The sequence below is a fragment of the Flagellimonas sp. 2504JD1-5 genome (assembly GCF_053618295.1).
The window spans coordinates 908,120-923,671 of the sequence record NZ_JBSIOU010000001.1 but is presented as its reverse complement, the minus strand read 5'-3'; the positions used below and the strand labels follow the sequence as shown (position 1 = coordinate 923,671).

At 39.7% G+C, this 15,552-nt stretch carries 13 protein-coding genes; 10 read left to right on the top strand and 3 right to left on the bottom strand.

The window, feature by feature from the left end; genetic code table 11:
* Positions 1–26: 26 nt before the first annotated feature.
* On the bottom strand, positions 27–377 hold the full coding sequence (locus ACULLG_RS04230) for a toxin-antitoxin system YwqK family antitoxin (RefSeq protein WP_452125519.1): 351 nt from the start codon (positions 375–377) through the stop codon (positions 27–29).
* A gap of 333 nt (positions 378–710) precedes the next feature.
* On the opposite strand from ACULLG_RS04230, the gene aspS reads away from it, so the two are divergent.
* The 4 genes from aspS to ACULLG_RS04210 all read left to right on the top strand — a co-directional run bounded on the left by aspS (position 711) and on the right by ACULLG_RS04210 (position 4,948).
* Entirely contained in the window at positions 711–2,459 is a 1,749-nt protein-coding gene (gene aspS / locus ACULLG_RS04225) for an aspartate--tRNA ligase (protein ID WP_452125518.1), read from the top strand.
* A gap of 170 nt (positions 2,460–2,629) precedes the next feature.
* A complete protein-coding gene (locus tag ACULLG_RS04220) occupies positions 2,630–4,414 on the top strand; it encodes a chloride channel protein (RefSeq protein WP_452125517.1) in 1,785 nt (594 codons plus the stop codon).
* Positions 4,411–4,674, top strand: coding sequence for a hypothetical protein (locus ACULLG_RS04215; RefSeq protein ID WP_452125516.1), 264 nt, complete (start codon positions 4,411–4,413; stop codon positions 4,672–4,674). The genes ACULLG_RS04220 and ACULLG_RS04215 overlap by 4 nt, the downstream gene beginning before the upstream one ends.
* An 82-nt stretch (positions 4,675–4,756) precedes the next feature.
* Complete coding sequence (locus ACULLG_RS04210; protein WP_298793226.1) at positions 4,757–4,948, top strand: cold-shock protein; 192 nt, start codon at positions 4,757–4,759, stop codon at positions 4,946–4,948.
* Positions 4,949–5,004: 56 nt separating this feature from the next.
* On the opposite strand, the gene ACULLG_RS04205 is transcribed toward ACULLG_RS04210, so the two are convergent.
* A complete protein-coding gene (locus ACULLG_RS04205) occupies positions 5,005–5,454 on the bottom strand; it encodes a nucleoside deaminase (protein ID WP_452125514.1) in 450 nt (149 codons plus the stop codon).
* 81 nt (positions 5,455–5,535) lie between these two features.
* Between ACULLG_RS04205 and dxs the strand changes: the two genes are divergently transcribed.
* Both dxs and ACULLG_RS04195 read left to right on the top strand, forming a co-directional pair.
* Positions 5,536–7,317, top strand: a complete 1,782-nt coding sequence (gene dxs / locus ACULLG_RS04200) for a 1-deoxy-D-xylulose-5-phosphate synthase (protein ID WP_452125513.1) — start codon at positions 5,536–5,538, stop codon at positions 7,315–7,317.
* On the top strand, positions 7,305–8,372 hold the full coding sequence (locus tag ACULLG_RS04195; protein WP_452125512.1) for a DUF3078 domain-containing protein: 1,068 nt from the start codon (positions 7,305–7,307) through the stop codon (positions 8,370–8,372). Before dxs ends, ACULLG_RS04195 begins: the two co-directional genes overlap by 13 nt.
* On the opposite strand, the gene dgt is transcribed toward ACULLG_RS04195, so the two are convergent.
* Complete coding sequence (gene dgt / locus ACULLG_RS04190; protein ID WP_452125511.1) at positions 8,369–9,727, bottom strand: dGTP triphosphohydrolase; 1,359 nt, start codon at positions 9,725–9,727, stop codon at positions 8,369–8,371. The genes ACULLG_RS04195 and dgt overlap by 4 nt on opposite strands.
* Positions 9,728–10,050: 323 nt before the next feature.
* Between dgt and ACULLG_RS04185 the strand changes: the two genes are divergently transcribed.
* From ACULLG_RS04185 to ACULLG_RS04170, 4 genes are all read left to right on the top strand, one after another.
* Positions 10,051–11,253, top strand: coding sequence for a porin (locus ACULLG_RS04185; RefSeq protein ID WP_452125510.1), 1,203 nt, complete (start codon positions 10,051–10,053; stop codon positions 11,251–11,253).
* A 76-nt stretch (positions 11,254–11,329) separates the two neighbouring features.
* Positions 11,330–13,633 (top strand): anion permease, encoded by a 2,304-nt coding sequence (locus tag ACULLG_RS04180; RefSeq protein ID WP_452125509.1) that lies wholly within the window; start codon positions 11,330–11,332, stop codon positions 13,631–13,633.
* A gap of 97 nt (positions 13,634–13,730) precedes the next feature.
* The gene (locus ACULLG_RS04175; protein WP_452125508.1) at positions 13,731–14,438 is read left to right on the top strand and encodes a DUF6503 family protein; all 708 of its coding nucleotides are present in this window, start codon (positions 13,731–13,733) and stop codon (positions 14,436–14,438) included.
* 4 nt (positions 14,439–14,442) lie between these two features.
* On the top strand, positions 14,443–15,549 hold the full coding sequence (locus ACULLG_RS04170; protein WP_452125507.1) for a glycoside hydrolase family 130 protein: 1,107 nt from the start codon (positions 14,443–14,445) through the stop codon (positions 15,547–15,549).
* The last annotated feature ends 3 nt before the right edge of the window (positions 15,550–15,552 follow it).

Sequence of the window (15,552 nt, the reverse complement as noted above, 5' to 3'; positions counted from 1 at the left end):
GGGCTTTTTTATGAATTTTTTTTACGCTACCGATTTGTCGCAGCGATTTCGGATTGGTTCCATTTTTTCACATCAACAATACGATTGTCAGCATAATCGACTTCTTTCAACTGTTCACCCTCCCAAAAAAACCATTTGCCAGACTTCACACCATTGATGTATTTTCCAGAAGCTATTTTTTTTCCTTCCAAATTGTACATAAACCATTGGCCGTGCAACTTGCCTTCCAAAAAATGTCCCGTTTGGGCTATTTCACCATTTTCGTGAAAATATGTGGCTTTTACCATCTCACCTACTTTTTCCAAAGTCGGCTCTGCTTTTTGTGCGTACATACAAACCGAAAATAGCGCTGTCATTAAAAATATTACTTGCTTCATATGCTATGGTTTTTAAAATGTGGAATTATCTTAACGTTTTAAAGGTAAAAATTATTTTACATTAAAAACACATTTACATAACATTAAATTTACATTGAAAATGTAATTATCTATAAATCAAACAATTGCCAATGTTAAGTTTTTAATTCTTCCATTTTCATCGAAAAAAAAGCACCAAAAAACCCATTAACTCCACTATTGAATCAGTAATCCCCATCAGTACATCATCTCTAAAAAACCATGTGTTCCAATAACATCAACCAACAGAAAATCGATATATCTAGCAATAAATATTAACATTCCTCTTAAATTTGCCCCTTCAGCATAAATATCATGTACAGAAGCAATACTTGTGGTGCGTTAAGGGCATCGGACACCAATTCAAATGTTACCCTAAGCGGGTGGGTTCACAAGGTCAGGGACAAAGGTTTTGTGGCTTGGGTTGATCTTAGAGATCGCTATGGCATTACCCAACTGGTTTTTGATCAAGATCGCACTTCTTCTGAATTGTTGGAAAAAGCAAGAGAACTTGGCAGGGAAACGGTTATTCAGGTGAAGGGCGAGGTTATTGAGAGAGCTTCCAAAAATCTCAACATCCCCACTGGTGATATCGAAGTATTGGTTACTGAGCTACAGGTTTTAAACGAATCCAAGCTTCCTCCCTTTACCATCGAAGATGAAACGGATGGCGGTGAGGATATCCGAATGAAATATCGCTACTTGGATATTCGTCGAAATCCAGTAAGGGAAAACCTCATTTTTAGACATAAAGTGACCATGGAAGTTAGAAAATACCTTTCCGACCAAGGTTTTATAGATGTAGAGACCCCATACCTCATCAAATCAACTCCCGAAGGAGCAAGGGATTTTCTGGTTCCTAGCCGCATGAACGAAGGACAGTTTTATGCCCTCCCGCAATCCCCACAAACCTTTAAGCAATTGCTTATGGTCGGTGGAATGGATAAGTATTTTCAGATCGTAAAGTGTTTTAGGGATGAAGACCTTAGAGCGGACAGGCAACCTGAATTCACACAAATCGACTGCGAAATGGCTTTCGTGGAACAAGAAGATATTCTCAACACTTTTGAAGGTCTCACCAAACATCTTTTAAAGGAAATCAAAGGAGTTGAAGTTTCAGATTTTCCAAGAATCACCTACGAAGAAGCTATGAAACGCTTCGGTAACGACAAGCCTGATATCCGTTTTGGAATGGAGTTCGGGGAACTGAATGCGGTTGCGCAGCATAAAGATTTTAATGTTTTCAATTCGGCCGAATTAGTTGTGGGCATTGCTGTTCCAGGAGGAGCTTCGTATACCCGTAAAGAAATTGACAAACTCATTGACTGGGTCAGACGTCCTCAAATTGGAGCAAAAGGAATGGTCTATGTAAAGTGCAATGACGATGGTTCGTATAAATCCTCTGTCGATAAATTTTATGACCAAGAAGACCTGGCAAAATGGGCAGAAGTCACCCAAGCAAAAACTGGCGATTTGATTTGTGTGTTATCTGGTGACGCCAATCAGACCAGAGCACAGTTAAGTGCATTGCGAATGGAGTTGGCAGAACGATTAGGGCTCAGAAAGCCAGAGGAATTTGCCCCGCTTTGGGTAATTGACTTTCCATTGTTGGAATTGGACGAGGAAACTGGCACCTATCATGCCATGCACCATCCGTTCACCTCGCCAAAACCAGGTCAATTGGAATTATTGGATTCAAATCCCGGTGATGTGAAGGCCAACGCCTATGACTTGGTGTTGAATGGAAATGAAATTGGAGGAGGTTCCATCCGTATTCACGATAAAGAGATTCAGGCGACAATGTTCAAGCATTTAGGTTTTACCCCTGAAGAAGCAAAAGCACAGTTTGGATTTTTGATGGATGCATTCCAATATGGAGCACCTCCGCACGGAGGTATTGCCTTTGGGTTGGACAGACTTGTTGCCATTTTAGGTGGGCAAGAAACCATTCGAGATTTTATTGCCTTTCCCAAAAACAACAGCGGAAGGGATGTGATGATTGATGCTCCCGCCCATATCGATGACGAACAATTAAAGGAACTCCACCTAAGATTAGATCTTTAAGCCTTATTGAATATCCGTCTGAAAACAAAAAAATACTGTCAAACTGAGCCTGTCTAAGTTTAAGACTTTTTCATTTTTCTAGCTGTCTTCGACAAGCTCAGACCGACAATTTTAATTTTTAAGGTTTTTAGACGAAGGCTTTTACTACTTTTAAGTGAATCATTGACCACATGCCAAACAAAAAGAAAAGCTGGCTCACCCGTTTCCTAAAATGGAGGTATAAAAATATCTCTAACAGAACTTTTGTGCACATCATGAGTATAGTGGTGGGGTTTTTAGCTGGATTGGTCTCTGTAACCTTAAAAAATGTCACCTATTTTATACAATCTTCTTTAGAAAGCGGCATTGTCATTTCACAAAATCAACTGTATTTCATTCTACCCATAATTGGACTGACTTTGGTTTACCTTTATGTCAAATTTGTGCATAAAAAGCCGATTCAGCATGCCGTTTCCTCCATCATTTTTGCCTTATCCAAAAAAGGAGGGCTCCTAAAGGTCAAGAACATATATACCCCATTGATTGCTGCTCCCTTGACCGTAGGTTTTGGAGGTTCTGTTGGATTATTGGGGCCAGCCGTTAAATCAGGTTCGGCCTTGAGTTCTAATTTGAGTAGGCTTTTTCATATCGATGCAAAAACACGGTCTCTTTTAGTGGCATGTGCATCCGCAGGTGCCATTTCATCCATTTTTCAATCTCCAATTGCAGCGATAATTTTTGCTGTCGAGGTATTTACTTTGGATTTAACAATGCTTTCCATGTTGCCCCTGCTCCTGGCATCAATTTCAGGGGTTCTTACCTCCTACTTCTTTTTGGGAAATGAGGTGCTCTTCAGTTTTTCCCTATCCGAAGGATTTGAACTTAAGGACACGCTTTTTTATGTGCTTTTGGGTGTTGGAACCGCCTTCGCCTCCATCTACTTTACCAAGATGTACTTCGGCATCCTGAATTTCTTCAAAAGATTTAAAAGTCCAAAATACAAGCTTTTGGTTGGTGGTATCGCCATTGGCATTATGTTATATGCCATTCCCCCGCTATATGGAGAAGGTTTTGGTTTCATCAATAACCTATTGGATGGAAACCACCTAAAAGCATTGGGCACAACTCCTTTTGATGCTTATATTGAAAATATCTGGGTGGTCATTGCCCTTTTGTTCGGTATAACCATTTTTAAAGCCATTGCCATGACGGCCACTTTTGCTGCTGGTGGTGCCGGTGGAATCTTTATCCCAACCATGGTTATGGGAAGTGCTTTGGGCAATGTGGTGGCTAAGGTCATCAATAATATTGGGCTCGGATTTTCGGTTTCCGAAAGTAATTTTACCCTTATCGGTATGGCCGGATTAATCGCCGGGGTAATCCACGCCCCTTTGACGGCAATTTTCCTAATAGCTGAAATAACCGGGGGCTACCAACTTTTTGTTCCCTTGATGATTACCGCCTCAATTTCGTTTCTTATCACCAAAAATGCATTGGATTACACCATCTATACCAAAGAGCTTGCTAAAATTGGAGCCGTACTTACCCATAACAAAGATCAAATGGTGCTGGGCATGATGGAATTGGATGATGTTATTGAAAAAAACTTCAAGCCTGTTCACCCTGAAATGACATTGGGCCAAATGTTACATGAATCCGTTTCCAAGTCCAAACGGAACATCTTTCCAGTACTCAATGAAGAAGAAAAGTTAATGGGAATTATTATTTTGGATGACATCCGGGAATTTATGTTCGATAGAACTCTTTACGAGTCAACGTATGTCAAGAATTTGATGCATGCCCCACCGGAACATATCTTCTATAATTCGGATAATATGAAAGCTGTAATGAAAAAATTTCAAGATAGCGGTGCCTGGAACCTTCCCGTGGTCAAGGATGGAAAATATGAGGGTTTCATTTCAAAATCCAAGCTTTTGACCGCATATCGAAGGAAACTTATAAATTACACTCGATGAAAATCAAACTTAAATATGTAACTGTTGTTGCCCTGTTTCTTTCTATTGGTTTGATTATTTATGGATTCAATATTAAAGAAGAACAAACTGCCAGGGCAAACAAATTTATCGGTGCTGGTACAGCCGGTCTTTTTCTGGTGGTAATGCCCCTTTTCTTGTTTAAAGAAAGTAAGGGGAAAAATATGAAAGACTATATGCTGACCAAGGAAAACATAGAAAAAATGCAAGCTAAGGACAGAAAAAATCCTGATAATCAATGATTTTTTTCAAAGATTTCATGTTCATTTTACTTTTTGTTTTTTTAAAAAAGCTATTTTAGTGTTTTAACAATTATATTTTTTAATGACTGGAACAGTAAAATTTTTTAATGAATCCAAAGGTTATGGCTTCATTACAAACGACGAAACCGGAAAAGACATTTTCGTTCATGTAACCGCATTGAACGGCGTGTCGTTGAACGAAGGCGACAAAGTAGAATACCAAGAAGAAGAAGGAAGAAAAGGAGTGGTTGCTGCACAAGTGCAAGTGATCTAACAACAATATTTTATTTTGATTTGATTGAATCCCGGCTTAAAGGCTGGGATTTTTTGTTAGTTCAAATTCCTTCTCTGTATAAAAAAGCGTTTCAACATTTCCGAAGCCTCGTTTTCGAGAATTCCACCAACAATTTCCGTCTTGGGATGAATATTCCCTCCCATCACATTGAACCCACGCTCCAAATCCGGTGCACCATAAACAATTTTCGATACTTGGCTCCAATACAATGCCCCGGCACACATTTGGCAAGGTTCCAAGGTCACGTATAGGGTGCATCCATGAAGATATTTTCCACCTAAAAAATTGGACGCCGCTGTTATTGCTTGCATTTCGGCATGTGCGGTTACATCGTTCAATCGCTCCGTTAAATTATGTGCCCTGCCAATAATTCTATTGTTCACGGTAACAATTGCACCTACGGGAACCTCTCCTTTTTCAAAAGCCGCCTCTGCCTCTTGCAGCGCCTTTTTCATAAAATAAGTATCATCAAATGGATTCTCCACGATATTCAAACAATTTTTAAGATGGCTAAACTAAGCATAAAATAATTTTGCCGATTATAGGTACTTTTGTTTTTTGAATTCTTGGAAGAACTTTTAAAACATATCAACTACCCGTCCGACCTCAAAAAACTGCCTTTGGACAGTTTACCTCAACTTGCCCAAGAATTACGGGAATTTATTATTGACATTGTATCTGCGAAAGAAGGACACCTTGGTGCTAGCTTGGGTGTGGTAGAACTGACCATAGCCTTACATTATGTTTTTGAAACTCCAGATGATAAGCTGATTTGGGATGTCGGTCATCAGGCATACGGCCATAAAATATTAACAGGACGAAAAGGCGTTTTTGATACCAACAGACAATTGAAAGGCATTAGTGGGTTTCCCAAACGGAGTGAAAGTGAGTATGACGACTTTGGTACCGGCCATAGCTCCACGGCAATCTCTGCCATTTTGGGAATGGCCATGGCATCTAAACTGAACAGGGATACCTCCATGCAGCACATAGCCGTAGTTGGTGATGCCTCCATAGCAAGCGGAATGGCTTTTGAAGGGCTAAATCATCTTGGAGTAACAGATGTCAACGCACTTATTATATTAAATGATAATGCCATAGGAATAGACCCAAGTGTCGGAGCACTAAAAAAATATCTGACCAATGTAAAAGCAGGAACGGCTAAGGATGAAAACATATTCGAATGTCTAAATTTGGATTATACAGGCCCTCTTGATGGTCATGACATTGTCAAATTGGTTGAAGAACTACAACGCTTAAAATCAGTCAAAGGCCCTAAATTGCTTCACATAATTACCACTAAGGGAAAAGGACTAAAAAAGGCAGAAGAAAACCAGGTGGTCTATCACGCTCCGGGCAAATTTGATAAAACCACAGGTGAGCAAGTCAAAAAATCAGAAGAAATACTTCCTCCAAAATATCAAGATGTTTTTGGGCATACTTTGGTTGAATTGGCCAAGCAAAATGAAAAAATTGTTGGAATTACCCCTGCCATGCCCACTGGAAGTTCGCTAAAATTTATGATGGATGAAATTCCAAATCGAGCTTTTGACGTGGGTATTGCAGAACAACATGCGGTTACACTTTCGGCTGGAATGGCCACTCAAGGACTTGTCCCTTTTTGCAACATATATTCCACCTTTTTACAACGGGCCTATGATCAAGTGATTCATGATGTCGCCCTGCAGAACCTTCCAGTGATTTTTTGTTTGGACAGAGCGGGTCTTGTGGGTCAGGATGGTGCCACCCACCATGGTGTTTTTGATTTGGCCTACCTACGGTGCATTCCCAATCTAACGGTTTTTGCTCCCATGAATGAGATGGAACTCAGAAATATCATGTATACGGCCCAAATGGGATTGGATGGACCCATTGCCATTCGTTACCCAAGAGGAAGAGGTATCAACCTGGACTGGAAAAATGATTATCAAAAAATCGAAATGGGTACGGCTCGTTGTCTAAAAGAAGGTAGCAAGGTAGCGGTTTTGTCCCTTGGCCATATTGGAAATACCGTTTCCAAAATCATTGAACAAAATGACAATGCAGCTTCCATTGGACATTATGATATGCGTTTTGTAAAACCGCTGGACGAAAAACAACTTCATGCTATTTTTAAAAAATATGATCATGTTCTAACCTTGGAAGATGGATGTAAAATAGGTGGATTTGGTTCGGCAATATTGGAATTTGCCAATGCCGAAGGGTATTCAAAACCCGTTAAAATTTTTGGGGTTCCCGACAACTTTGTTGAACACGGAACAATTCAGGAAACACATATTATGGCTGGTATAGATTTTGATGCGGTAAATTCTTATATAAAATCAACCTTGACCCAATGCGACCACTAATTTCTTTTTTCTTCTTTTTTCTGAGTTTTGTAGTTGTTTCTTCCGCTCAAATAAATCCCTTAAGTGTGTTTGAGCAAGATCCCGACACCACCAGAAGCCAATTTCAAGTTGTCCGAATAAAAGAAGTAAAGCTAAAATACGTTCCAAGGGGAGCGAAGCTCACCGACCCCAGAACAGTTCTAAATCGGATAAAACCACTGCATAAAAAATATAGACGTTTTGTTCCTCAATCTTTCTGGACCAAAATCAACGAACTTGGACTGAACATCAATGAAGTTGCCTTTGTAAATTGGAATGCAGGTGGCGATAACTCCGTTTCCGCCTTGGCAAATCTGCGGTTTAGTCGCAACTATAAGTTTCGTTACCTCAATTGGAAAAATGAGGTACGCCTTCGTTATGGCCTCAATGCACAAGAAGGAAGGCAATTGCGAAAAACCGATGATCAAATTAGATTGTCTTCCACCATTGGTTTTAGAAAAGACACTATTACCAATTGGTACTATTCCGTAAAGGCCAATTTTAACACCCAGTTCTCCAACGGATACAAATACCCAAATAGAACAACACCAATTTCGCGATTTATGGCTCCCGGCTATTTGTTTTTGGGAGCAGGTACTTCCTACATTCCCGAAGGGAAGAAATTTAACCTATATATTTCGCCTCTTACGCAAAAAGCAACCTTTGTGCTTGATGAAGACCTATCTAACCAAGGTGTTTTTGGGGTAGATGCAGGAGAGCATCTTTTTATGGAACTTGGGTTCTTGATAACCAATTCTTGGGAAACAGAAGTCCTGAAAAATGTTTTGATGAACCATCGCATTAGCCTGTACAGCGATTATCTCGAAAGTTTTGGTAATGTTGATGTTGATTGGGAACTGAATTTCAATCTCAAGGTGAACAAGTACATCAATGCCAATATTGGCACCCATGTTATTTTTGATGACGACATTAAATTTGACGAGGTGGCCGATGCCGATGGAAACATTATAGATCCCGGAATTCCAAGAATCCAATTTAAACAACTATTGGGCGTAGGACTCAACTACGCTTTTTAAAGCTGTTTCCCCATTAATTTGTTATGGATGTGCACCGCCGCACTATCCGATAGGCTGGCTACAAAGCAACAAGTATCCAACAAGATCTTATAAATGGATGTGGATGTATTTTGATAGTTTTCGGGAAGGCTCTTTGCCAACAATCGGTCATAATTGGTGCCTTTTCCTTCTTTAATGTTAATTAATGCTGTGGTGTATAGATCAAGAATATCAGAAATGATTCGATATCCTGCCAATTCTTTGTCGATTACCTCGGCGGATTGATAAACCTTTTCAACACTCAATTTAATAATATCATCTATTTGCGCTTTGTACTTTCCACGGTCCAACAGCGCTGAATCAAAATTTCCTTTCAAAATTTCAGTTTCATTCGCAATAAAAACATCGACCGCATCTTTGATCAAAGTACTAATGGCCAAAGCTCTCAAGTAACTCAACCGATCACTGGACGTGGTCATGGCATTATACTTCTTCGTATTGATTTTATCCTTTACCAGGTTGATTAGATATTCCAATGCATATTCCTCCGGAATAAGTCCCAGATTAATCCCATCTTCAAAATCAATTATGGTATAGCAGATATCATCCGCAGCTTCGACCAGATAGGTTAATGGATGGCGAAAAAATCCTGTTCCCGGGTTGCTGGGATTGGGAATAAGTTCAAGTTCCTTTGCCACATCCATGAAAAAATCCATTTCAGATTGAAAAAACCCAAACTTTTTGTCCGCAATATGTTTTGAAGGTTTTTTGGGCAATGATGCTTTGGGATATTTCATAAAGGTTCCCAAAGTGGCATAACTCAACCGAAGCCCTCCGGGAACCCCTTCCCTAGATTCTGTTAGTAACTTAAACCCATTGGCATTTCCTTCAAAATCTACCAAATCCTGAAATTCAACATCAGAAAGGAGCGCCTTATATTTTTTGCCGTTGCCCTGTTCAAAATAATTGCCAATAGCCTTTTCACCACTATGCCCAAAAGGAGGGTTTCCAATATCGTGAGCTAGCGCCGCGGCGGCAACGATGGCACCAAAATCGTTGAATCTGTATCCATGTACTTCTTTTAAAGAAGGATATTTTTTTAAAATTTGTTGTCCCGCAATGCGCCCAAGACTTCTTCCCACAACAGATACCTCTAAGCTATGGGTCAACCGGGTATGCACAAAATCTTTTTTGGATCCCACGCTAATGGGAAGCGGAATTACCTGTGTTTTATCTTGAAGACTTCTAAAGGCAGAAGAGAAAATAATTCGGTCATAGTCCACCTCAAAACCCAAACGGGTTTCTTCTTGCTCTGTCCTCAGCCTTTTGTTGGTATCACCATGGCGTTTTAGCAATAAAAGGGTTTCCCAATTCATTCAAAAAAATATTAAAGCGCAAGATACATTTTATGTTGGCATTACAACGAGGGTAAAATATTTGGGCCTATTCAAATTTCAGAAACCACCCCGAAAGTTTAAACATAAGTTAATCTTTAGGTTACACTAAATTGGTTTTCCTATTGGATTTTTGTTCCTGTCTTATTGACAAAGGATTTCTTAATATATTAGTTTTTGTCAGCTAGATTTTGAAATCTAAATATATGGCCATCTTCTTTAGGTGGCCATATTAAATATAACATAAAGCAAACATTAAATTAACATTGGTATTAGTTCTTTGCACCCGACAAAAACTAGTATTGATGAAATTTAAATTTTTGGCCTTTGGCCTTGCTGCGCTTTTCAGCATTTCTATCCACTCACAAAAAGTTGAAGCCCCTAAGTTTGGGAAAGGACTCTTTAATATTGTAGGCAAAGACAGTACCTGGACCATGAAATTTGCCATGAGGATGCAATTATTGGGTATTGCAACATGGGATGAAGGCGCTAGCGATGGACTAGTAAACCCTGAACAAAACTTTTTGGTAAGAAGGGCGAGATTGAAATTTGATGGTTTTGCATATTCACCGAAACTTAAATATAAATTTGAGTTGGGATTGTCTAACCGTGATATTGGAGGAACAAGTGAGTTTACAAACAATGCTCCTAGGTATATTTTGGATGCCGTGATCATGTGGAATTTCCATGAGAATTTTGAACTTTGGGTAGGACAAACCAAACTCCCTGGCAATATTGAGCGAGTTATTTCTTCAGGAAACCTTCAGCAGGTGGATCGTTCTTTATTGAATAGCAGATTCAATATTGACCGAGATATGGGGATTCAGCTGAGACACCATTTTAATCTAACCGATAAATTTTTGGTGCGGGAAAAACTGGCCATATCCCAGGGTGAGGGTAGAAATATTACCTCGGGAAACCTTGGCGGACATCAATACACCGCACGAATTGAATTACTTCCTTTTGGAAAGTTTATAAGTAAAGGTGATTATAGCGGAGCAGATCTCAAACGCGAAGAAACGCCTAAATTAATGCTCGCCGCTACCTACGATACCAACCAAAATGCAGTAAAAACAAGAAGCAACCTGGGGTCGTACATGACAAACGATGTTGGTTTTTACGAAACCACAATCAACACCACTTTTGTAGATGCCATGTTTAAGTATCAAGGTTTTTCACTAATGGGTGAATATGCGCATAGAGACGCCCACAATCCTGTTGCTACAAATTCAGATGGATCACCAACAGGAGATATTGTTCTTGTTGGAAATGGGTTAAACCTACAATCCGGTTATCTTTTCAAAAACAATTGGGAAGTTTCTGGTAGATATACTGATATTAACTTTGATGACATTACTGGAAGTAGTGATCGCAATCAATATACAGTTGGCCTTTCAAAATATATTGTAGGGCACAAATTGAAGGTGCAAACAGATTTAAGCTATCTTACTTTTGATAGCGGTACAGACGAATTGATGTACCGATTACAGGTCGATGTTCATTTCTAAATAAAAACATAACTTTTACATAACATTGAGCATCAGTAAACTATAGACATTTGACAATTATTTTTTAGAAACAATTATGGACAATATTTACTTTTTAATGATCATTGCCCTTGCCGTTTTGGCAATTGCAGATTTGGTGGTCGGGGTCAGTAATGATGCTGTTAACTTTTTGAACTCGGCAATTGGTTCAAAAGCGATTTCTTTTAAAACCATTATGATCATTGCCAGTGCTGGGATAGCATGTGGCGCCATTTTCTCCAGCGGACTTATGGAAGTGGCCCGAAAGGGTATATTTAACCCAGGCGAATTCTATTTTCAAGAGATTATGTTCATTTTTATGGCCGTGATGATCACGGACATCTTGCTCTTGGACTTTTTTAATACCCTTGGGATGCCAACCTCAACCACAGTTTCCATTGTTTTTGAATTGTTGGGTGCCGCGGTTGCAATGTCACTTTTAAAAATTGGAGCTGCAAATGGCAATTTTTCTGATGTGGTGAACTATATTAACACCTCTAAGGCCATTCAGATTATTTCAGGTATTTTGCTATCGGTGGTGGTAGCATTTACCATTGGAGCTATAGTGCAATGGATCTCCAGGTTACTGTTGTCCTATAATTTTGAGAAAAAGGCCAAATGGGTAGGCGCATTGTTCGGTGGTGTGGCCTTGTCCTCTATGGTATACTTTATTTTGATGAAGGGTATCAAAGGGACTCCGTATGCAGGAGAAACCTTCGAGATTCTTGGTGGGATGAAAATCAAAGATTTTCTAGAGCAGGAAGTAGCTTCCATTGTTATCGTGAACTTTATAGTTTGGTCCATACTGTCCTACGTATTCATCCATGTGGCCAAAATCAATATTTACAAAGTAATTATTGGCGTGGGAACCTTTGCTTTGGCGTTGGCTTTCGCCGGAAATGACCTGGTAAACTTTATTGGTGTGCCCATTGCGGCATGGCAAAGTTATGAAGCCTGGGTTGCCTCAGGTATTCCAGCTACAGAATTTAGCATGGATGTATTGGCCAAGAAAGTCCCAACTCCGACAGCGCTTCTATTTATTGCAGGAATTGTTATGGTGGTCACTTTATGGCTTTCCAAAAAGGCAAGGTATGTTGCCGATACCGAAATCAATCTTTCAAGGGAAGGTGAAGCTAAAGAAAGATTCCAGCCCAACTTTATCTCAAGAGGTCTGGTTAGGATGTCTTCCAATATTTCAGCATACACCAACAGTTTGCTTCCAAAAAAATTAAAAGCAAACATGGACAAAAGATTCGAAAAACCTGTAATCGCATTGTCGCAAGATAAAGTGCACAAGCTACCTGCATTTGATATGGTACGGGCGGCAGTGAACCTAATGGTTGCCGGCATCCTTATTTCCATAGCAACATCGTACAAATTGCCTTTGTCCACAACATATGTAACCTTTATGGTGGCGATGGGAACCTCATTGGCCGATAGGGCATGGGGGGCAGAAAGTGCCGTATACAGGGTTGCCGGTGTACTTAATGTTATCGGGGGTTGGTTTGGCACAGCTATTATTGCATTCGTTTCGGCAGGGACCATTTTAACCCTGATCAATTTTGGACAAGGAGCTGCAATTGCAATTCTGTTGTTCGCTGCGATACTACTATTGATCAGAAATTATACGGCCTATAACAAAAAAGCCAAGGAGCAAAAAGCTGAAGATAGCCTTAGCAGAGCTGAAAGCAGTTCCGTTCAAGGGGTTATTGAAGAGAGTGCCAACAATATTGCCAATGTTCTTAAAAGAACCAATAAAATCTATACCAATTCCATAAACGGATTGGCAAAACAAGATTTGGAGCTTTTGAAAAAGAACAAAAAGCAAGGCACAAAATTATCGGATGAAATTGAAGATCTTAGAAATCATCTGTTTTTCTTTATCAAAAACCTTGACGAATCCAATGTTGGGGCAAGCAATTTCTACATCAACACCTTGGCACACCTTACCGACATTGCCCAGTCTCTCGAGTATATTGGCAAGGTTAGTCACAAACATGTGAACAACAATCACAAGAAATTAAAGTACAACCAAATCAAAGAGTTAAAAGAGCTTGATTTGGCTTTGGAAAAACTAATTGCCGATACCCAACAAATTTTTGAGAACAGGTCTTTTGATGAGATCGGAAATACGTTGGAAAGCAAAAAGGAATTGTTCCAATTAATGTCGGATAAAATTGAGCGTCAAGTAGCCAGAACACGTACTGAAGAGTCCAGCCCAAAGAACACCACGCTTTATTTTTCAATTCTTACGGAAAGTAAAGATTTAGTTGAGGTTATTTTTGAACTGTTGGAGCTTTACTATGTGGAGCACGACAGCTCGGTGGAACCTGCAAGGATTGATCCTGTGGATCCCGCTTAATTACATAAACTACCTTTCCGAAATTGTATCGGAAAAAGCGAAATTCCGGTTTTGAATTTATTCAAGGCCGGAATTTTTATTTTTATACTTTTAACCTATGCGACAAATCATTCTTACCCTTATCCTAATTGTCTCCAATATTACATTGGCCCAGACTTTGACCTCCAATGAATTGTTGAACAGGGCAATAGCTTTTCATGATTCCAATAATCAATGGAAATCTTTTAATGGGGACTTTCAAATTGTAATGCAGACCCCAAAATCTTCGGACAGGTTAAGTCTTATCAATCTCAACCTTCCCAAACAACAATTCACGCTGAAAGTTAAAAAAGATGAGGTAACTTATTCCTATTCCTTTGAGGGGAAAAAATGCGAAACCCGTTTGAATGGTTCAACTGAAATTAACAAGGAGAGTAGAGAAAAGTATAGGTTGGACTGTGACCGTGGTAAAATAATGAAGAATTATTACACTTATCTGTATGGCCTCCCGATGAAGCTCAAAGATCCTGGCACGATCTTAGGCGACAAAGTGTTGACCAAGACTTTTAAAGGAAAAGAATATTTGGTCTTAAAAGTAAATTACAAAGAAGGTGTAGGCGATGATGTTTGGTACTTCTATTTTGACCCGAAGACATATGCCATGGAAGTGTATCAGTTCTATCATGATGAATCCAAAAATGATGGCGAATTTATCTTGCTCAATGGACTAGAAGATATCCAAGGGATTCAGATGCCAAAAACCCGAGCTTGGTATTACAATAAAGACAACAAATATTTAGGAACCGACATCTTGTCGAAAAACTAATCCTGTGAGAACAAGAATTTTTATTTTTTTATTCGTCAGCTTATTTCAGACATTGTGTTTGGGTCAAGAAATTGAAAAATCATGGATGATGGGACCCTTTCAAAGAGCCCATAATGCACAGCCCATAATCCAAAAAGACAGTACTACCACCTTTGTAGATCCCATCAAAAACCAAAAAGTTTTCTGGGAATCTATGGCCACGTTCAATCCCGCAGCCATAATTAAGGACAATCAGATTCATGTTTTGTATAGAGCGGAAGAAAAGTTGGGAGAAAAAGAAATTGGAGGCCATGCCTCAAGAATAGGTTTGGCGGTTTCAAATGATGGAATATCCTATACCCGAAATTCTTCTCCCGTATTTTATCCAGCCAATGATAATCAAAAGGAAAATGAATGGCCTGGGGGAGTGGAAGACCCGCGAATTGTGGAAACCGAAGAGGGACTCTATATACTTACCTATACCCAATGGAACAGGCAAGTGCCCAGATTGGCCGTGGCCACGTCAAAAGACCTGGTTCATTGGGAAAAGTACGGCCCCGTTTTCCAAAACCACAAAAAAGGCAAATACAACAATCTTGAAACAAAGTCAGGGGCCATTGTAACAAAACTTATTGATGGGAAATTGGTTGCAGCCAAAATCCATGGTAAATACTGGATGTACTACGGCGTTCCCCATGTTTGGTTGGCTAGTTCCGAAAATCTCATTGATTGGACGCCTCTTGAAACCTACGAAGGCACCCTTGCACCCGTTTTAAGTCCAAGGCCAGGTTATTTCGATTCATGGTTGGTCGAAGCTGGCCCACCTCCTGTTCTTACAGAAAACGGAATAGTTGTGCTTTACAATGCCGGAAACTCCCAAAACATTGGCATACAAGAACTGGGAAACAGGGTCTATACGGGTGGACAAGCTCTTTTTGACTCCAAAGAGCCCTGGAAATTGCTGGACCGCTGTGAAACTCCATTTATTAAGCCGGAGTTGCCTTTTGAAAAATCGGGCCAATATGCAGATGGTACTACTTTTTTGGAAGGCTTGGTGCTATTCAACGGGATTTGGCACCTATATTACGGAACTGCAGACAGCATGGTTGGTGTTGTGACTGCAAAAAGATAATCG